21 protein-coding genes and 1 tRNA gene are annotated in these 17,799 nt (G+C 65.5%); 4 read left to right on the top strand and 18 right to left on the bottom strand.

All coding sequences use genetic code 11. The features are described from left to right. Nucleotide 1: 1 nt before the first annotated feature. Nucleotides 2-2,149 carry a TonB-dependent receptor gene (locus ACHFFA_RS02515; RefSeq protein WP_394269255.1) on the bottom strand — a complete coding sequence of 716 codons (2,148 nt, stop codon included), beginning with the start codon at nucleotides 2,147-2,149 and terminating at the stop codon, nucleotides 2-4. A gap of 145 nt (nucleotides 2,150-2,294) precedes the next feature. Beyond that, nucleotides 2,295-2,369: transfer RNA gene (locus ACHFFA_RS02510), tRNA-Gly, on the bottom strand. 169 nt (nucleotides 2,370-2,538) lie between these two features. On the opposite strand from ACHFFA_RS02510, the gene ACHFFA_RS02505 reads away from it, so the two are divergent. Together ACHFFA_RS02505 and ACHFFA_RS02500 are read left to right on the top strand one after the other, a co-directional pair. After that, nucleotides 2,539-3,453 carry a tetratricopeptide repeat protein gene (locus tag ACHFFA_RS02505; RefSeq protein ID WP_394269284.1) on the top strand — a complete coding sequence of 305 codons (915 nt, stop codon included), beginning with the start codon at nucleotides 2,539-2,541 and terminating at the stop codon, nucleotides 3,451-3,453. A gap of 7 nt (nucleotides 3,454-3,460) precedes the next feature. Beyond that, nucleotides 3,461-4,072 (top strand): LON peptidase substrate-binding domain-containing protein, encoded by a 612-nt coding sequence (locus tag ACHFFA_RS02500; RefSeq protein ID WP_394269254.1) that lies wholly within the window; start codon nucleotides 3,461-3,463, stop codon nucleotides 4,070-4,072. Here the strand turns inward: ACHFFA_RS02500 and ACHFFA_RS02495 are convergent. From ACHFFA_RS02495 to ACHFFA_RS02460, 8 genes are all read right to left on the bottom strand, one after another. Further along, entirely contained in the window at nucleotides 4,059-4,700 is a 642-nt protein-coding gene (locus ACHFFA_RS02495) for a MarC family protein (protein ID WP_394269283.1), read from the bottom strand. The genes ACHFFA_RS02500 and ACHFFA_RS02495 overlap by 14 nt on opposite strands. A gap of 4 nt (nucleotides 4,701-4,704) precedes the next feature. Next, entirely contained in the window at nucleotides 4,705-5,367 is a 663-nt protein-coding gene (locus ACHFFA_RS02490) for a hypothetical protein (protein WP_394269253.1), read from the bottom strand. Nucleotides 5,368-5,443: 76 nt separating this feature from the next. Further along, nucleotides 5,444-6,172: a DUF4440 domain-containing protein gene (locus tag ACHFFA_RS02485; protein ID WP_394269252.1), complete on the bottom strand. Its 729-nt coding sequence runs from the start codon at nucleotides 6,170-6,172 to the stop codon at nucleotides 5,444-5,446. Nucleotides 6,173-6,276: 104 nt separating this feature from the next. Beyond that, nucleotides 6,277-7,170, bottom strand: coding sequence for a bifunctional methylenetetrahydrofolate dehydrogenase/methenyltetrahydrofolate cyclohydrolase FolD (gene folD, locus ACHFFA_RS02480; protein WP_394269251.1), 894 nt, complete (start codon nucleotides 7,168-7,170; stop codon nucleotides 6,277-6,279). After that, on the bottom strand, nucleotides 7,170-7,457 hold the full coding sequence (locus ACHFFA_RS02475; RefSeq protein WP_394269250.1) for a YggT family protein: 288 nt from the start codon (nucleotides 7,455-7,457) through the stop codon (nucleotides 7,170-7,172). Before ACHFFA_RS02475 ends, folD begins: the two co-directional genes overlap by 1 nt. 120 nt (nucleotides 7,458-7,577) lie before the next feature. Further along, entirely contained in the window at nucleotides 7,578-8,483 is a 906-nt protein-coding gene (gene argB, locus ACHFFA_RS02470) for an acetylglutamate kinase (protein ID WP_394269249.1), read from the bottom strand. Between the two features lie 69 nt (nucleotides 8,484-8,552). After that, nucleotides 8,553-8,834 carry a hypothetical protein gene (locus ACHFFA_RS02465; protein ID WP_394269248.1) on the bottom strand — a complete coding sequence of 94 codons (282 nt, stop codon included), beginning with the start codon at nucleotides 8,832-8,834 and terminating at the stop codon, nucleotides 8,553-8,555. 135 nt (nucleotides 8,835-8,969) lie between these two features. Further along, complete coding sequence (locus ACHFFA_RS02460; protein ID WP_394269247.1) at nucleotides 8,970-9,224, bottom strand: YdcH family protein; 255 nt, start codon at nucleotides 9,222-9,224, stop codon at nucleotides 8,970-8,972. Between the two features lie 131 nt (nucleotides 9,225-9,355). Here ACHFFA_RS02460 and ACHFFA_RS02455 point away from each other — a divergent pair, with 131 nt between their 5' ends. After that, a complete protein-coding gene (locus tag ACHFFA_RS02455) occupies nucleotides 9,356-9,943 on the top strand; it encodes a hypothetical protein (protein ID WP_394269246.1) in 588 nt (195 codons plus the stop codon). Between the two features lie 6 nt (nucleotides 9,944-9,949). Here ACHFFA_RS02455 and ACHFFA_RS02450 read toward each other — a convergent pair whose 3' ends face one another. From ACHFFA_RS02450 to ACHFFA_RS02440, 3 genes are all read right to left on the bottom strand, one after another. Then, complete coding sequence (locus ACHFFA_RS02450; protein WP_394269245.1) at nucleotides 9,950-10,249, bottom strand: DUF1294 domain-containing protein; 300 nt, start codon at nucleotides 10,247-10,249, stop codon at nucleotides 9,950-9,952. Between the two features lie 194 nt (nucleotides 10,250-10,443). After that, a complete protein-coding gene (locus ACHFFA_RS02445) occupies nucleotides 10,444-11,481 on the bottom strand; it encodes a hypothetical protein (RefSeq protein WP_394269244.1) in 1,038 nt (345 codons plus the stop codon). A 4-nt stretch (nucleotides 11,482-11,485) separates the two neighbouring features. Next, the gene (locus tag ACHFFA_RS02440; protein WP_394269243.1) at nucleotides 11,486-12,544 is read right to left on the bottom strand and encodes a ribonucleotide-diphosphate reductase subunit beta; all 1,059 of its coding nucleotides are present in this window, start codon (nucleotides 12,542-12,544) and stop codon (nucleotides 11,486-11,488) included. Nucleotides 12,545-12,746: 202 nt separating this feature from the next. Here ACHFFA_RS02440 and ACHFFA_RS02435 point away from each other — a divergent pair, with 202 nt between their 5' ends. After that, entirely contained in the window at nucleotides 12,747-13,133 is a 387-nt protein-coding gene (locus tag ACHFFA_RS02435; RefSeq protein WP_394269242.1) for a hypothetical protein, read from the top strand. Nucleotides 13,134-13,251: 118 nt separating this feature from the next. Here the strand turns inward: ACHFFA_RS02435 and ACHFFA_RS02430 are convergent, their stop codons facing one another. The 5 genes from ACHFFA_RS02430 to ACHFFA_RS02410 all read right to left on the bottom strand — a co-directional run bounded on the left by ACHFFA_RS02430 (nucleotide 13,252) and on the right by ACHFFA_RS02410 (nucleotide 17,737). Beyond that, nucleotides 13,252-13,623: a DUF4440 domain-containing protein gene (locus ACHFFA_RS02430; protein WP_394269241.1), complete on the bottom strand. Its 372-nt coding sequence runs from the start codon at nucleotides 13,621-13,623 to the stop codon at nucleotides 13,252-13,254. Between the two features lie 69 nt (nucleotides 13,624-13,692). Beyond that, nucleotides 13,693-13,917, bottom strand: a complete 225-nt coding sequence (locus tag ACHFFA_RS02425; RefSeq protein WP_394269240.1) for a hypothetical protein — start codon at nucleotides 13,915-13,917, stop codon at nucleotides 13,693-13,695. Nucleotides 13,918-14,010: 93 nt separating this feature from the next. Further along, complete coding sequence (locus ACHFFA_RS02420) at nucleotides 14,011-14,397, bottom strand: membrane protease subunit (RefSeq protein WP_394269239.1); 387 nt, start codon at nucleotides 14,395-14,397, stop codon at nucleotides 14,011-14,013. 30 nt (nucleotides 14,398-14,427) lie between these two features. Continuing rightward, on the bottom strand, nucleotides 14,428-16,473 hold the full coding sequence (locus ACHFFA_RS02415) for a ribonucleoside-diphosphate reductase subunit alpha (RefSeq protein WP_394269238.1): 2,046 nt from the start codon (nucleotides 16,471-16,473) through the stop codon (nucleotides 14,428-14,430). A 367-nt stretch (nucleotides 16,474-16,840) separates the two neighbouring features. Next, a complete protein-coding gene (locus ACHFFA_RS02410) occupies nucleotides 16,841-17,737 on the bottom strand; it encodes an alpha/beta fold hydrolase (RefSeq protein WP_394269237.1) in 897 nt (298 codons plus the stop codon). Nucleotides 17,738-17,799 lie beyond the last annotated feature (62 nt).

Raw genomic sequence — 17,799 nt, 5'->3', positions numbered from 1 at the left:
CCTAGATGCTCGCCCGCAGGCTGATGGTCACGTTGCGGCCCGCCAGCGGGATATAGTCCTTGGTGAAACTGGTAGCGCGCCGGGCGGTCACGTCGAACAAGTTGTCGGCCTTGAGCATCAGACGCACTGCATCGTTCCCTTCCCACGGGCGGAAGACCAGAGACGCATTGACCAGCGCATAGCCATCGGTCGGGGTCTCGAACGCCGCGGTCCTGTTCTGCGCGTCATACCATTCGATTTCGCCGCGCAGGTCGAACTGCCGCGTCTCCGCCGAGAGTGCGGCGGACAGGCCGAGCGGGGGGATCCGCGGCACGTTGCTGCCATCGGCCAGCCGCGCGCGGACATATTCCGCCTTGAGGTCGGTTTCGATCCGCAGCGCGCCATCATCATGCAGGCCATGGGTCAGCGCTGCTTCGAACCCGGTGTAGGTCGCATCCTGCTGGCGAAAGGCGAACACGGGTAGTCCGTCCGCTTCCCCGCCGGTGCGGGCGAGATAGATGTAATCGTCGAACCAGTTCCGGAAGGCAGCAACACTGAATTCCGTGTCACCAAGCCGCCCGCGCGCATAGGCTTCCGCGCCCCACGAGCGTTCGGCGACCAGATCGGGGTTGCCGATCTCGAACGCCTGCGTGGCGATGTGGGGGCCGTTTGAAAACAGCTCTTCCGCCGCCGGCGCCCGCGCCACGCGCGACAGGTTGACGCCGGCACGGAAGGTCCGCCGCCCTTCCCACGCGAGACCGCCGGCAAAGGACCAGATGGTGAACTGCCGCTCGAGGCCGAGCGAGGGCGCATCGACCGCCGTATCCTCGAACCGAAGCGATCCCTCGATCTGGATCGGCCCGTTGCCGTATTCCTGCAATGCGAACAGGGCGATCTGTTCGGTCCGGTTGGGCGCGATGAAGGCTTCCGCCCCGACCGCATCGAAATCGCGGGCATAATACTGCGCCCCCACCGAACCGCGCAGCGCCCCGAGCGGGTTCTGGACGAGTTGCATCCGCGCCTCGATGCCCGACACGTCGAATACCGTGCCGATCTCGTCACCTTCGAATTCGGTGTGGGTGTAGTCGGAGTAACCGGCGCGCAGGTTCAGCCGGTCGAACAGGCCGGCGCCAAGATCGATGTCGCCGCGGAAGTCCGCGCGATACTGGCGCAGGCCGATCCGCACATCCTCGCCGCCATGCTCCTCCTCGCCGCCTGCTTCGTCTTCTTCCTCGCCATGGGCGTGTCCCGCACCGGGCCGGGCGGGGACGCCGTAGAACGTATCGTAGATGCCGAACGACACCCCCATGTTGCTATCGCCCCGGAACAACGCGACGCCGGCATTCGTGCTCCAGGTTTCACTGGCGCTGTTGGAGAGGATGCCGCGCGCTCCGGCGGCCTCGCGCAGTTCCGCCGGCTCGTCGGGATGGCCCTCCGCCTCCTCTTGCGCGGCGTCCGCCAGCAGATCGGCGCGCAGCAACGGCGAGACGGCATATCCCGGTATCTCCAGATCGTCGGTCTTGCGCCAGGCACCATCGACATGGCCGACGAGGCCATCGGCGAGCGGCACGTCCGCCGAGGCGCCGATCTCGCGCATGTCGCTCGCCGTATCGGCCCCGGCAAGCAGATCGAAATGCGCCGCGCCATCGGCGGGCATCCGCCGCGGAATGCGCTTGTCGATGACGTTGACCGCGCCGCCGATCGCCTGGCTGCCGTAGAGCAGCACTGCCGGGCCGCGCAGCACCTCGATGCTTTCGGCGGTGAGCGGATCGATCGAGACCGCGTGGTCGTCCGAGGTGTTCGAGGCATCGATCGCGCCGATTCCATCGACCAGCACCTTCACCCGTTCGCCCGAGAACCCTCGCAGGATCGGGCGCGAGGCTCCCGGCGCAAAGCCCGAGGCGGAAACCCCGGCCTCGCCCGCGAGCACCTCGCCCAGCTGGCCATCGAGATTGCGCTGCAATTCCGCACCTTCGATCACGCTTGTGCCGGCCAGCAGGTCGAGCTGCCGCAGCCCCGCCGCAGTCACCACGATCCGGCCTTGGTAATCGACCCGCCGGTCATGAAGGTCGACATCCGCCGGCTCGTCGACACTGCCCTCTTGCGGGGCCGGCTCCGCAACCGGAACCTCCTGGGCCAACGCAGCAGCGGGCGAAACCAGGGCGAGCACGAAAACCGAAACTATCGCCGCATCCCGGCGCTGTCCATGATACAACATAACGCGGCCATACGGCGAGTGCGTCGTAGGTCAAGCCTCGCTCGCCGGATCGCGGCAGGAACCGGGCGGGCCTGACTATTCAAGATGATGGTGAAAATGGAGCGGGCGAAGAGATTCGAACTCTCGACCCCAACCTTGGCAAGGTTGTGCTCTACCCCTGAGCTACGCCCGCTCACTGGCGCTACCGGACGCGAGGCATCCGGTGGAGAGGCGCGCAACTAGCAGCGCTTTATACCTCTCGCAAGCCGAAACTTGAGCGCGTCGCGCGCCCTTCACAAGCAGCCGCAAAAGGCCCACATCCCACGCTCTATTCCGGAACGAAGGTGGCGCGCGTGGCGAGCATGGGTTTGAGTATCGAGGAACAGAAGGCGGTCGAGCGGTTCCGCAAGGATGTCGTGGACCCGTCGATGTCCCAGCTCGTCATTCTGGACTTTCATGCCGAGTGGTGCGGGCCGTGCAAGGCCCTGGCCCCGATGCTGGAAAAGGTCGCCGCGGACTATGCCGACAAGGGCGTTGTCCTGCGCAAGATCGATGTCGACGCCGAACAGTTCATCGCGGCGCAGTTCCAGGTCCAGTCGATCCCCACGGTCTATGCCCTTTTCCAGGGCCAGCCGGTGGCCGATCTCAGCAGCGCGCGCGGCGAATCGCAGATGCGGCAGATGCTCGACCAGTTGCTGGCGCAGCTGCCGATCGACGCCGGTGGCGGCCAGGGCGGCGGGGCACAGGACATTGCGCAATTCCTCGCCATGGCCGACGAGATCGCCGCTGGCGGCGATGCCGAACGCGCCGCGGGCATCTATTCCCAAGTCGTCGCCATGGCGCCCGACAACGCGGCGGCGCACGCCGGGCTGGTCCGCAGCCTGATCGATGCCGGCCGGATCGCGGAGGCGCAGGATGCGCTCGCCGCGGCAGAGGGCATACCGGGGCTCGCTGCCGATCCGCAGCTCGACGCGGCGCGCAAGGCGCTCGCCCTTCATGGGCAGCGGGTCGACGATGGCGAACTGGCCGCCTTGCGCGATCGGGCAGCGAAGGACCCGGCGGATATGGACGCGCGGCTGGCCTACGCCCAGGCCGCCTTTGCCGCCGGCGCGCGGGACGAGGCGGCAGCCGAACTTCTCGCCATGATCGAGGCGGACCGCGAATGGAACGACGGCGCGGCACGGACGAAGCTGCTCGACATGTTCAGCGTGGTCGGCCTCGAGGATCCCTGGGTCGTCGACCAGCGGCGCAAGCTGTCGCGCATCCTGTTCGGTTGACCGGAACATGAGCGAGCGGCTGTCGATCTTTCCGTTGCCGGGGGCGATCCTGTTTCCCGGCCTGCAACTGCCGTTGCACATCTTCGAGCCGCGCTATCGCGAACTGGTGGGCAGTGCGCTGGCCAAGGATGGCCGGATCGGGATGATCCAGCCGCAGCGCGCCGAGGCAGGAGCGCCGCTTTATACGGTGGGCTGCGTCGGCAAGATCGGCGATGTCGAGGCGCTGGAGGACGGGCGGTACAACATCGTGCTCGAAGGCCAGCACCGGTTTCGCCTGATCCGCGAGCTTTCCGTGTCGACCGCCTTTCGCCAGATCGAAGCCGAACCGATCGCGGAGCCGGCCGAAGCCTATCTCTCGGCAGTGGAGCGCGCCGGGTTCGAGGCCGAGGCCCGGCGGTTTGCCGACATGCAGGGCTATTCGGTCGACTGGGACTCGGTGTCACGGCTCGACGACGAGACGCTGATCAACGGCGTCTCGCAGATCGCCCCGTTCGACAGCGCATCGAAGCAGGCCTTGCTCGAGGCGGGCACGCTGTCGGAACGGTGCGAGCTGATGATCCAGCTGATGCAGTTCTTCTCGCTGCGCGACGACGGAGACGAAATCGTCACGCTGCAATAGGCGCCATGATCCCGAACGAATTGCGCAAGCCGTCGATGACATATTGCGCCGCCAGCGCCGCCAGCAACACGCCAAGAACGCGGGTGATCGCCGCTTCGACCTTGTCGCCGAACAAGCGCATGATCGGCCCCGCCGCCATCAGTGCCAGCATCGTGAGCAGCAGCACGCTGGCGAGCGCCGCAAGCACGGTCAGCGTGCCCTGCGTGCCCTTCGCCTCGTTCACCAGCAGCATGATCGCGGCAATCGCCCCCGGCCCGGCCAGCATCGGAATCGCCATGGGGAACACGGAGACATCCTCGACCTCGGGCGTGGCGGCGACCTTCTCGGCGCGCTCCTCGCGCCGCTGGGTGCGTTTCTCGAACACCATCTCGAAAGCGATCCAGAACAGCATCAGCCCGCCGGCGATGCGGAAGCTGTCGAGCTGGATATGGAGCGCGCCCAGCAAATCCTCGCCGAACAGCGCGAAGACGACGAGAATCGCCCCGGCGATCATGGTCGCCCGGATCGCCATAGAGCGGCGCTGCGCCGAACTCGCCCCCTTGGTCAGCCCGGCATAGATCGGCGCGCAGCCCGGCGGGTCGATCACGACGAACAGGGTGACAAAGGCCGAGAGGAACAGCTGGGCCAGCATGTCAGTCGGCAAAGGTCAGCGGCGCGAGCGGGGCGAGCCGGGTGCCATCCCACAAGGCAAGACGCACGGCGCGCCCCCCTTCGTGCGGCTGGATGACATAGTGGAGCGTCCTGTCGCGTGAATGCCCTTCAACCTGGGCGGCGGGAAGCGCGCCCGGCAGGTGTGCTGGCATCGCGGTGCAGCTGGCGACCTGCGTCGTCACAGATTCGGGGACGGAATCGGGCGTGGCAACCATCCCGCCCAGATCCGCCTCCCAGCGATAGGTGCCGTCCTGCTGGCGCTCCCACACGGTGAGGAAGGTGCCATTGGCCCCGCCCGGCCATTGCGCCGCGCCGCTGGTGATGGCGAGGCTGCCATCGCAGCTCGTCCAGACCTTGTGCGCCTGCCAGCGAACCGGCTGTTCCGGGTCCGCCCGATCCTTCAGCCACGCCTGCGCCTGCACAGGCTCGGGCACGAACATCCACGCATCCTCGGTCGCGAAGCGTCGGAACGCGGTCCACTGGCCATCCTGCTGCACGGCGCGGGCAAAGGCGATCTCGGTGGCGACGACCGCCCCGGGGTCGGCGACACGGGCCAGCGCGCCGGGGCGCTGATCCTGATTGCCGGCGGCGCATCCCCCAAGTGCGGCGGCAAGGACCGCAAGAAACACAATCGGGCGCTGCATGCCGGTTCTCCCCACGTAACGGCGACGCGCCTGCATAGCCCAGATAATGCGGCAGTCGAGCCCCTATCCCGCCGGGTCAGCGTGCCGCGCCGACCTCGCCCCGCAGCACTTCGGCCAGTTCCCCGCCGCGCAGCGCATAGAGCGCCCATGCCCGCGAGGCGTCGCTGTCGCTGACGATGTTGAGGTAGAGCGTATTGTCGCGCGAGGAATTGTCATAGGCCTGGCCTGCCCCCTTCATGCGCGGATCGCGGGCCGCGGCATTGGCCGCCTGGATCGCCAGACTGGGCGCTTCCGCCCCGGTCGCGCATTCGGCGACTATCCTGGCCGGTTCTGCCGGCGCCGGGCGCGGTGCATCGGTGATATCAGCCTGGGTCAGCACCCATTTGTAGCCGCCATCCTCCTGCCGCCGCCAGACCGTCAGGTAATCCCCCTGCCGGCCGTTCGCGCCCTGCCAGGCCCCCAGCGTGACGGCGAGCGTGCCGTCGCAGCTCGACCACACACCTTGCGGCTGCCAGCGGAGCGATTGCGCCGGATCGGTGCGCTGGGCGAGCCATTCCTGTGCGTTGACGGCCTGCGGAACGAACATGACCGCTTCGGGCGCGGCATATTCGCGGTAGGCGGTGAACTGTCCCCTTTCCTGCGCCGCCGCGGCGAACGCCCGGTCGGTCGCTATCAGGGTCTCGGGCTGGGCCAAGGTCGACAGGTAACGCCCCTGCGCGTCGAACGGACTGTCGCTGGGGGCGGCGCAACCGGACATCAGCGCGGCGAGAAACGCGGCGCCAAGGGCGCGGGCACAATCCTTCATGGAATCATTCTCCAAAGCCCGGCCCCACGGCGGACGGTCTAGCATCGGAAGGGATAAGCCCCGGGGCGGCCCTGCGGTTCCGCAAAAGCACGGCCGGCAACCGGCTATAGCGAAGCGGGAGCGGGCAATCCTGCGTTGCGATGGGCAGCGATCAGCGTGTTGCGCAGAAGGACCGCGATGGTCATCGGGCCAACCCCGCCGGGCACCGGGGTGATGGCGCCCGCCACCGTCATGGCGCCGGCAATCTCGACATCGCCGACCAGCCGCCCCTTGTCGGCCCCAGCGGCCGGCGGCAGGCGGTTGATGCCGACATCGATCACCGTCGCGCCGGGCTTGATCCAGTCGCCCCGGATCATCTCGGGCCGCCCGACGGCCGCCACGACGATATCCGCTCGGCGGACGACTTCGGGCAGATCGCGGGTGCGGCTGTGGGCGATGGTAACCGTGGCATTGGCGGCCAACAGCAGCTGCGCCATCGGCTTGCCGACGATATTTGAGCGCCCGACGACGACCGCTTCAAGCCCCGCCAGATCGCCCAGCCGGTCCTGCAACAGCATCATGCAGCCAAGGGGGGTGCAGGGGACGAAACCGTCCTGCCCCACCGCCAGCCGGCCGGCGTTGATGACATGAAATCCGTCCACGTCCTTGTCGGGGCTGATCGCGGCGATGACCGCCTGTTCATCGAGCCCCGCGGGCAGCGGCAGCTGGACGAGGATCCCGTCGACCCGCTCGTCCGCATTGAGCTGCGCGATCAGCGCCAGCAGCTCGCCCTCGCCGGTTGCGGCCGGAAGCCGATGCTCGAAGCTTTCCATTCCCGCGGCTATCGTGGCCCGGTGCTTGGCGCCGACATAGACCTGGCTGGCCGCATCCTCGCCCACCAGTACCACCGCCAGACCGGGGCGGCGCCCGGCGGCGGCGGCGAACCCGGCGGCCGCCGCGCCCACCTGTTCGCGCAGCTTTGCCGCGAACGCCTTGCCGTCGATAAGCGCGGCCGGCATCAGGCGGCAATCACGCTCGACAGGATGGTGAGCAGGATGTTCATCAGCAGGATGAGGACGATCGGCGAGAAATCGATCGATCCGGTATCGGGCAGCAACCGCCGGATCGGGCGCAGCACCGGATCGAGCAGGCGATTGATCCCGTCATAGAAACTGGCGAGGAATTCGTTGCGCCCGATCACGTTGAAGGCGAACAACAGACCGATGACGAACTGAATGATTATCAGCATAATCAAGACGTTCACGATCATCGAAACGATCTGGTAAAGCACGATCAGGGCCTGCATCGGGGTCGGTCCGTTTTGTCCTGCATGAATGGTTGGCGGCCTCCTACACGCGGGGCCGACAAAGCGCCAACCCCGATTGCGCGCCTCCCCACCGCCGGCACCGTTTCCGCCAGCCTGCGATCAATCGGCCCTGATCAGCGTGCCCGCCCCGCGCGCGGTGAAGAATTCGAGCAGCAGGGCGTGCGGCACCCGCCCGTCCAGTACCACCGCCGCCTCGCACCCTGCCGCAAGTGCCGCGACGCAGGTCTCGAGCTTGGGGATCATGCCGCCCCGCACGATTCCCGCGGTCCGCAATTCCGCGATGCGGGAGGGGGTCAGTTCGGGAAGCAGGGCGCCGCCTTCGTCGAGCACGCCGGGCACGTCGGTCAACAGCAGCAGGCGCGCCGCGCCCAGCGCCGCCGCCAGCGCGCCGGCCATGGTATCGGCATTGATGTTGTAGGTCGCCCCGTCCTCGCCCGCGGCGATCGGCGCGACCACCGGGATCAATCCGGCGGACGTCATCGTCTCGATCACCGCGATATCGACCGCGCAGGGTTCGCCGACGAAGCCCAGATCGACCGCCTGTTCGATCGCGCTGTCCTCGGTCCGGGTGGTGCGGGCGACCTTGCGCGCGGTGACCAGACCCGCATCCTTGCCCGAGAGGCCGACGGCCCGCCCCCCGGCCCCGGCGATCGAGGCGACGATGGCCTTGTTGATCGCGCCCGACAGGACCATCTCGGCCACTTCGGCCGTTGCCTTGTCGGTCACCCGCAAGCCGTCGACGAAGCGGCTCTCGACCCCCAGCCGGCCGAGCATCTCGCCGATCTGCGGGCCGCCTCCGTGCACCACCACAGGATTGATGCCGACCGCTTTCAGCAGCACCACATCCTCGGCAAAATCGCGCGCGGCCTGCTCGTCGCCCATGGCGTTGCCGCCGTATTTCACCACGAAGGTGCGCCCGGCATAGCGCTGGAAATAGGGCAGCGCCTCGATCAGCGTTTCGGCCTTGGCGCGGCTGTCGGGGGGCGTCACTGGGCTGGCGGTCATCGCGCGTCCTTCCTTCGCATGGGGGAGGCCCCTAGCGCAGGAGGCGCGCGGCGAACAGCGGCTGGCGGACTACATCCCGGGCGTGGCGCTGGCCGGCGGCGGGGCGGGCTCCGCCGCCGTCTCCGCATCGCTTGCCGTGCCTTCGGGCACCGGGGTCATCGGGCTGTCGGGTACTTCGACGTCAACGGCAGCGGGATCCTGTTCGGTGACGATCAGTTCGCTTCCCGATGGCACCTCGACGTCCGCCTCGTACTGGGGTTCGGGCTCGGGCTCGGCATTGCAAGCGACCAGCGCGGCCAGCGGGACGAGCGCGGCGGCGGCACGGAGCCGGCGGGTGATGGTGAAGGTCATGACATGCTCCTTGATGGCGGACTGGTCGATGGCGAGCCGGGCACGGTGCGGCGCCCGAAAGGCCGCCAACCTGCCTTATCGAAGGCGCAGCGGCAAGCGGGCGGCGGCAATCCGGCGCCCCGCCTGCCGCGCGGATCAGCCCGGCGTGCGCGCGGCCGAGACGATCGCCGTCAGCTCGTCGAGGAGGGCGAGCCGGCGCTTCTTCAGCTCTTCGGTGCGATCGTCGCTCGCCGCTTCGGTTTCGGCCGCGATCCGGTGCACCTCGCGGTTCACCTCGTGATAGTCGTCGGCCAGCCGGGCGAAGCGGCCGTCCTCCTGCTTGAGGCGGGTGACCAGTTCGCGGTCGCGCTTGAAGATTTCGGACAGTTCGTTGGGCGTATGCTGGGACATGCGGATGGCTCCTTTTGCGCTTGCCCGCTGCCGTGGCAGAGAGCCGAGCGCCGCGCATTGCGCTGGATCAAACTCGGCCACGGCGCCCCTGCCGATTGCGCGATGGCGCGCCGCTGCTAACGCCGGCTGCGATGCCCGGCCCCCTTCGCTTCGAGCGCCGCCCCCGCCGGCCCCGCCGCCCGTCGCGCATCCCCCCGGCACGCTTCGGGCGCCCGCCTCGGCACGGTTGGCGCAGGGCGGGCTGGCGGCGCTGGCGAGCCGTGATGCTGGCGGCGGTGCTGTTGGCGTTGGCCTATACGGTGGAGGACGGGGCGTTCGAGCCGCCGGCGTTCCTGTTGAGCGACGCGCAGCGGGCCGAGGGCGGGTTCACCCGCTGCGGGCCGGGGCGCGGCGCGTTCTGCGTGATCGACGGCGACACCTTCAAGCTGGGGACACGCACGATCCGCGTGGTCGGGATCGACACCGCCGAGGCAGACGCCGCGTGCCCCGCCGAGGCGGCGCAGGCCGAAGCCTCGACCCGCAGCCTGCAATCCTGGCTCAGCCGCGGCCCCTTCACCATGCAGGCCCGCCTCGACGAACCCACCGACCGCTACGGCCGCGAACTGATGATCGTGAAACGGGTACGGCCAGACGGCAGCGAGGAAAGGCTGGCGGACTACATGACCCAGAGCGGCGGCGCGCGAAGCTATTGGGGCGGGCTCAGGGGTGGGTGGTGTTGAGGGCGATCAGCCCGTGAGCAGCCAGGTGACGCCGCCCCCAACCGCCATGACCTGCATCACGACAATCGCAAAAAGCTGGTTGGAGAACGGCTGCTTGCGCGTCTTGTGACGAAACACCTGCCGCCCTGCATAAGCTCCGATCGAGCCGCCAAAGAACGCGAGTTGCAAAAGCGTCGCCTCGGAAATCCGCCGCTGCCGGGTTTCAGCAAGCCTCTTGTCGATGCCGAACGCGGCGAAAGAGGCGACATTTATCGCCATAAAGGCAAGCGCTGCGGTACCGATAAATGATAGGTCCGAATCATTCATGGAGATCGGCATAATCCAAGGCAGATTAGTTTATGGTTGAGGCGTCGTTGCCAAGCATTCCGCTTCGACCGTTTCGCCGACCGCTGCGCCCGCGAATGGATGATCGTCAAACGATTGCGCGGCGACGGCACCGAAGAGCGGCTGGCGGGCTACATGACCCAAAGCGGCGGCGCGCGAAGGTATTGGAGCGGGTTTTAGGAGTGGGAGGTGTTTGAAGGAGCGACATCAAAAGGTCCACCCTTGCCACTCTCGCCAAGCTTTTTCAGCCGTGTAAGATAGACTCCTTGGTCGTTTAACTTGGCCTCATTATATTCTATATTTCTTCTCGCAACCTCTAAGAGAATATGTCCAAAAGATATAGAGGTTATCAATCCGATACTTATCGCTGGTGGTATAGTTCCAGCGAGGCTGAGCAACGCGGCTATTCCACTGGGAATCAAACTAGTCTTTTGATCAAAAATTGCTGAGAAGCTTTTCCGCTTCGTCTCCATTCCCCAAAAATGGGCCGCTGCAACGTGTTCCTCCTGCAACGACATCATCTTATCAGTGATGAAACTTTTATCCTTCCCCTTTAGGTTTTCGTGAAAGAATAACCTCAGCCCCCTAAGACGTCGCGCGTTGTCTTCATCTTCACGAAACTCCATGATTTGCCGCCACGAAAGCTTCGTAGCATCGACAAGTTGCAGATCACGTAAGGAAAACTCAAATACGCTGGAGGCGTTCTCTCCGAAAGAGTCCGATGATAAACTTGGAAAAACTTTTGGGTGTGTCCAAACAGGAGCAGCCTCATACCCTAGTCTTTCGAAAAGTTTTTGTTGGAGGAGAAACGATTTTCGGCGAAATTCGATAAGTTCCGACGTCGAGTAGTCTCCTTTAAATTCGATGCCATCCAATTCACAAAGTTGTTGCGCCTTTTGCAATCCTTTCATCACTCTGTCCGTAAATGCAGGATCTCGCGCGCCCTCGACGTCTATAAGATACTTGGAGAAAGCCGCAGTTCTCGCCCGGTTCAAAGACGTCAAGTAATCGAAGTCATCGTTTCTGCATTGAGAACCCACAAGCTTTTCGAAAAGAGCCTTAGACTCTTCGTAATCCTCGACGATGTGAATAATGAGGTTTTTAATTTCATCATCGGAACCAGCCTTAAGGCTGGCAAAAAAGTCGTCAGGAAGCACCTGATCAAAATACAGTGCAGCTTCTTTCGAATTTCCTCTGCTTATAGCTTTGGTCAAGAACTCACTCCGCCGCCTCAACCCCGCTCGCATCCCCGAACAGACCCGGCCCCTCGTCCTCCGCCTCGACCTCGTTCGCCACCTTGGCCTTCTGGCGCTTGTCGAAGCTTGCCCAGACGTCGTTCCAGTTGCCGCGGGTGGCGCCCTTGGAATATTCGGTGGCGCGGGTTTCGAAGAAGTTGGCGTGCTCCACCCCGTTCAGAAGCGGCGTCAGCCAGGGCAGCGGGTGGTCCTCGACCATGTAGATCGGCTGCAGGCCCAGCTGGCCCAGCCGCCAGTCGGCGATGTAGCGGATGTACTTCTTGATGTCCTTGGCGGTCATCCCGCTCACCGGGCCCATCTCGAAGGCGAGGTCGATGAAATTGTCCTCCAGCCGCACGGTCTTCTGGCAGATGTCGATGATGTCTTCCTTGACCGACTTGGTGAAGCAGTCCCGCTCGCGCACGAACTCGTGGAACAGCCTCACGATGCCTTCGCAGTGCAGTGATTCGTCCCGGACCGACCAGCTGACGATCTGCCCCATGCCCTTCATCTTGTTGAAGCGCGGGAAGTTCATCAGCATGGCGAAGCTGGCGAACAGCTGCATCCCTTCGGTAAAGCCGCCGAACACCGCCAGCGTGCGGGCGATGTCCTCGTCGGTATCGACGCCGAACTGCTGCAGATAGTCGTGCTTGTCCTTCATTTCCTCGTATTCGAGGAAGGCGCTGTATTCCTGTTCGGGCATCCCGATGGTGTCGAGCAGGTGGCTGTAGGCGGCGATGTGCACCGTCTCCATGTTGGAGAAGGCGGCGAGCATCATCTTGATCTCGGTCGGCTTGAAGACCCGGCCGTAATGCTCGTGATAGCAGTTCTGCACCTCGACATCGGCCTGGGTGAAGAAGCGGAAAATCTGCGTGAGCAGGTTGCGCTCGTGCTCGGAAATCTTTTGCGCCCAGTCGCGGCAATCCTCGCCCAGGGGCACTTCCTCGGGCATCCAGTGGATCTGCTGCTGCCGCTTCCAGAACTCGTAGGCCCAGGGATACTCGAAGGGCTTGTAGGTCTTGCGGGCTTCGAGCAACGACATCTTGTGTATCTCCGTCTGGGTGCGAGCGACTCATATAGGCCCTGGCGCGCCAAAGTCGAAGCGGCGGGTGTGGATTTCGGCGGGGATAATCGCGCTGGCCGCCTGCGCCATGCCGGGCGCGGCGTGCGCCCGGACGCGGCCGGCGCCGGAACACGCCGGGGCCACTCCCCGTTTCCTGTAAAACCCACAGAGGAGAGAGACCATGGGCGAATACGAACCCGACGACAGCCGCGACGTCACCCTCAACCCCGGCCACGAGCCCGGCGGGATCGAGCGGACCGGCCCGCGCGAGGGCGAAACCCGCGAACAGCAGACCCGCAAGGACGACAGCTGGCGCAGCGGAGAGCAGACAGGCGGTTCGGCGCAGGGCAAGCCCGCCACCGGCAGCCCGGGCCAAGGCGGCGCGCAGATGGGCTATGGCAGCGAACGCGACGAGGACGGCCAGGCCGAGCAGGACGAGGCCCGGCACGCCGGGACCGGTGAGGGCGCCGCGGGCGGCGGCATGGCACAGGCGCGGCCCGGTGCCGCATCGTCCGACCCTTCCGCGCAGGCCGCGGCGGATGCGGCCCGCCCGCTAGGCAAGGACTGACATCGTGGCGGCATGACGTCAGGGGCCATCGCGCCCTTGCCGCAGGGCCTTGCATGAATACGCCCCGTCTCGTCTTGAACGAGGCGGGGCGTTTGTAATGGCGCTTGCAATGGGCGGATCAGCCCTCGTGATCGGCAATCTCGACGCCGAGCGGCGTCTGCTGATGCTGGATCACCACCCAGTTTTCATGGCCAAGCCGCAGGATGGTGCTGGTGCAGACGGCATGATATGATTGCTCGCCCTTTGCCGCGCGTACGCGGTAGGCGATCGAAATCAGCCCTTCCTGGTGCCGCTCGACGCGGGTGTCTTCGAACTCCACCGTTTCCCAGCGCGGCGTTGCCTTGACCGCCTCGATCGCGGCGCGACGATCGTAGAGGAAGGGGGCGGCGGGAAGCACCATCACCACATCGTCGGCAACCTTGGTTTCGTAGGTGTCGGCGCCGCCGATCCACAGGTCGCGCTCGAAATCCCACAGGCGTTGATCGTCCATCAGCATGTATCTCCTTCGGTTGGGATACGCGCGAAGGCGGGAATCGTTCGGGGCGATCCGTGGCCGGCCCTAACTTGCGATGAGCCGCAGGAGCGGGAGATTGAAGAGGATGTTGAGCAGCAGCATCGCCCCGCCGGCAATTGCCTGGATCTGCCCGAAGCGCCGCAGGATCGGTGCCTCCGGCGCGCGGGGGTCGGCCTTTGCCCGGCGCATCTTGGCCAGCCCCGCAAGCATTTGCCACAGGCAGATGGCCGCGAAGATCAGCGCGATCCAGACAAAGGTCGATGAAGTCATGAGCGGTTCCTGAGGCACCCCGGCATCGGCGGTCGAAGGGTCAACGCCTCGCCGCAGTGTCGTGCCCCCGGAAACTTGCGAAAAAGGTCCCTGCTAATCGGCGATGCGGCGGGATTCTGTTACCGGCAGCCCCGCCTCGGTCGGTACATAGACCAGCGCCGCGCGAGTTTCTTCCAGCGCCTGGATTTGCAGATAACGCAGATATCCGTCCGGGCCGCCCAAAGAATCCTGCAGGATACGGTTTGCCCGTGCCGCACCTTGCGCGCGCAGAACCTCTGCCTCGGCCAGCGCGCCCGCGCTTTCGCGCCGGGCTTCGGCTTCGAGAATGGCGATCCGGCGCGACGATTGCGCCTCGGCCAATGCCGCCTCGCCTGCCAGCCGCTGCGAATACAGGCGGTATTGCGGCATTCCCCACATGGCCAATGGGATCAGCAGGACCAGCAGGACCATCAGGAACAGCCAGACAATCGGATAACGCACTGCCGCCCCCCCTTCGTCACACCGCGCCTTTTACTGGCAGGCGAGACATTCCTCGTAATCGGTCTGCTCGCCGGTCGCGCTCAGTTCGATCCGCGGAGCATCGGCGGTGTTGTCGGCCTCGACGCCGCCGGCGAAGCCGGCCCGCTGGACGCTCTTGGAACGCAGGTAATAGAGCGACTTGATGCCTTTCTCCCACGCCTGGAAGTGCAGCATCATCAGATCCCACTTGTCGACATCGGCGGGGATGAACAGGTTGAGGCTCTGCGCCTGGTCGATATAGGGCGACCGATCGGCAGCAAATTCGAGTAGCCAGCGCTGGTCGATCTCGAAGCTGGTCTTGAAGGTCGCCTTCTCGTCCGGCGTCAGGAAGTCGAGGTGCTGGACGCTGCCGCCCTTTTCGAGGATCGAGTTCCACACCGCGACCGAATCCTTGCTCTTCTTCTTGAGCAGTTTTTCCAGATACGGGTTCTTGACCACGAAGCTGCCCGACAGGGTCTTGTGGGTATAGATGTTGGCCGGGATCGGCTCGATGCAGGCGCTGGTGCCGCCGCAGATGATGCTGATCGACGCGGTCGGCGCGATCGCCATCTTGCAGCTGAACCGCTCCATCGCACCCATGTCCTCGGCATCGGGACAGGCGCCGCGTTCCTGCGCGAGCAGCATCGAGGCTTCGCTGGCGCGGGCCTGGATGTGCTTGAACATCTTGAGGTTCCAGACCTTCGCCATCGGGCTTTCGAAGCCGATGTTCTTTGCCTGGAGGAAGGAGTGGAAGCCCATCACCCCCAGCCCGACCGAGCGTTCGCGCATGGCGGAATAGCGGGCGCGGTCCATTTCCGGCGGCGCGCGGTCGATGTAATCCTGCAGCACGTTGTCGAGGAAGCGCATCACGTCTTCGATGAAGCGCTTGTCGCCGGCCCATTCCTCCCAGGTCTCGAGGTTCAGCGAGGACAGGCAGCATACCGCCGTCCGGTCGTTGCCGAGGTGATCGCGCCCCGTGGGCAGGGTGATCTCGCTGCACAGGTTCGAGGTCGAAACCTTGAGCCCGAGGTCGCGGTGATGCTTGGGCATCATCCGGTTCACGGTGTCGGAAAAGACGATGTAGGGCTCGCCCGTGGCCAGCCGGGTTTCGACCAGCTTCTGGAACAGGCTGCGCGCATCGACGGTCTTGCGCACGCTGCCGTCGCGCGGGGATACGAGATCGAAGTCTTCGCCGCTACGGACCTTTTCCATGAACTCGTCGGTCAGCAGGACGCCGTGATGGAGGTTCAGCGCCTTGCGGTTGAAATCGCCGCTGGGCTTGCGGATTTCGAGGAACTCCTCGATTTCCGGATGGCTGACATCGAGATAGCAGGCCGCCGATCCGCGCCGCAGCGAGCCCTGGCTGATCGCCAGCGTCAGGCTGTCCATCACGCGTACGAAGGGGATGATGCCGCTGGTCTTGCCGTTGAGGCCGACGGGCTCGCCGATACCGCGGACATGGCCCCAGTAGGTGCCGATACCGCCGCCGCGGCTGGCCAGCCAGACATTCTCGTTCCAGGTGCCGACGATGCCCTCGAGGCTGTCCTCGACGCTGTTGAGATAGCACGAGATCGGCAGGCCGCGAGTGGTGCCGCCGTTCGACAGCACCGGGGTGGCCGGCATGAACCACAGCTTCGAGATATAGTCGTAGAGCCGCTGCGCGTGTTCGGCATCGTCGGCGTAATAGTCGGCGACGCGGGCGAACAGGTCCTGATAGGTCTCGCCCGGCAGCAGATAGCGATCGGTCAGCGTGTCCTTGCCGAAATCGGTCAGCAGGTCGTCACGGGTGCTGTCGGTCCGCACGTCGAACCGGCGGGCAAGGATCTTCTTGCTGTCGACCGGTTCGGCCACGGTACGGACGGCTTCGGCCATGGCACCCGCCAGTGCCTTGCCGGCCGCATCGCCGACCAGATCCTTGCTCGCCGGATCGGCGACATCCATGGTCACGGCCTTTCGATCCTGCTCGCCCTCAGTGCGCGCGGTCGCCGTATCGACCGCGTCGTCAACGCCCTCGGGGTGGTAGGCCATGGCCGTCTCGTCTCCGCTCTTGAAATCCATCTGCCCCTCGCCGCTTTCCCTGTTCGCCGACCGCCGAGGCCGGAATGTTCCGTCTGTGTTCGACTCGTCCCGGCAGCTGCCAGCGCCATCATGCCAAGCTCCGGCGTGGACTGAAAGTCCGCACCCGGCATCGGCCAACACTGTATCCGCCCCTCCGGTCCAATATGGGATGCTCCCGCAAAACCTCTAGGTCTTGTGTCGCAATCCCGAACGACCACTAGATAGTGAATCATAGGACGCTTTCAGGCAAGCCCTGCTTACGGAAATTTAAGCAGCAGGTTGCGGGGGCCCGCTGCCGGCGAGCCGGCTGACTCGCGGGCTCCGCGTGGGCCGGCGGATTGCAAGCGCTAATGTGAACGGTGGAAAACTATCTGGCGATTGCCGCGCCCTTCGCATGGCCTGCGATCTCGCCGGCAATCTCGTCGATCAGTTCCGGGGGCAGGTCATGGCCCCATCCGGGGATCGTGCGAATCCGGGCGCCGGGAATGGTGGCGGCGGTGTCGCGTCCGCCCTCGCAAGGGACGAGCGGATCGTCCTCGCCATGCAGGACGAGGGTGGGCACCGTGATGCGGCGAATCATCGACCGCCTGTCGCCATCGGCCACCACTGCCGACAGGTGGCGGGTGGCGCCCTCGGGGTAGAAGCTGCGCCGAAGGCCCGCGGTCACGCGCTCGCGCAGTCGCTCCTCCTCCGCCGGATAAGCCGGGCTGCCGATCGTGCGGGCGAGCATCATGCCGTGATCCACCAGAACCGCCTCGTCGGTCGATGCCGGGCGCTTGACCAGCGCGGCCAGCGCTTCCTTGCGGGCGGCGGGCAGACGCGGGTTGCCGGTGGTCGAGAAGATCTGCGTGAAGCTCAGGCACCGCTGCGGATAACGCGCCGCCATGTGCTGCCCGATCATTCCGCCCATGCTGGCGCCGACGATATGTGCCTGCCCGATCTCCAGCGCGTCGAGCAGCCCGATCCCGTCGGCCGCCATGTCGGCCAGCGTATAGGGCACCCGCGGCCTGATGCCGAGTTTGGCCAGCAGCGTCAGCTTGACCACCCCGGGTGCCTTCGCACCGTCGAACTTGTGGCTGAGCCCGACGTCGCGGTTGTCATAGCGGATGACGCGAAAGCCCTCGTCCGCCAAGGCGCTGACCAGTTCGTCCGGCCACAACGTCAGCTGCGCGCCGAAGCCCATCACCAGCAGCATGGCCGGCGCATCCGGCGCGCCTGCCTCCTCGTAATGAATATCGATCCCGTTAGCTTTGATTGCCGGCATCCGTGCTCTCCCCTTTGCAGCGTCCTCGACTGGCCTTGCGGCGCCAAACTCGCTAGCGCCTG

Origin of the sequence: Qipengyuania sp. (genome assembly GCF_043423005.1) — a bacterium.
Classification (GTDB): Bacteria; Pseudomonadota; Alphaproteobacteria; order Sphingomonadales; family Sphingomonadaceae; genus Qipengyuania.
Note: the sequence above shows the minus strand (reverse complement) of the source record. Positions and strands in the feature narration are given on the sequence as shown.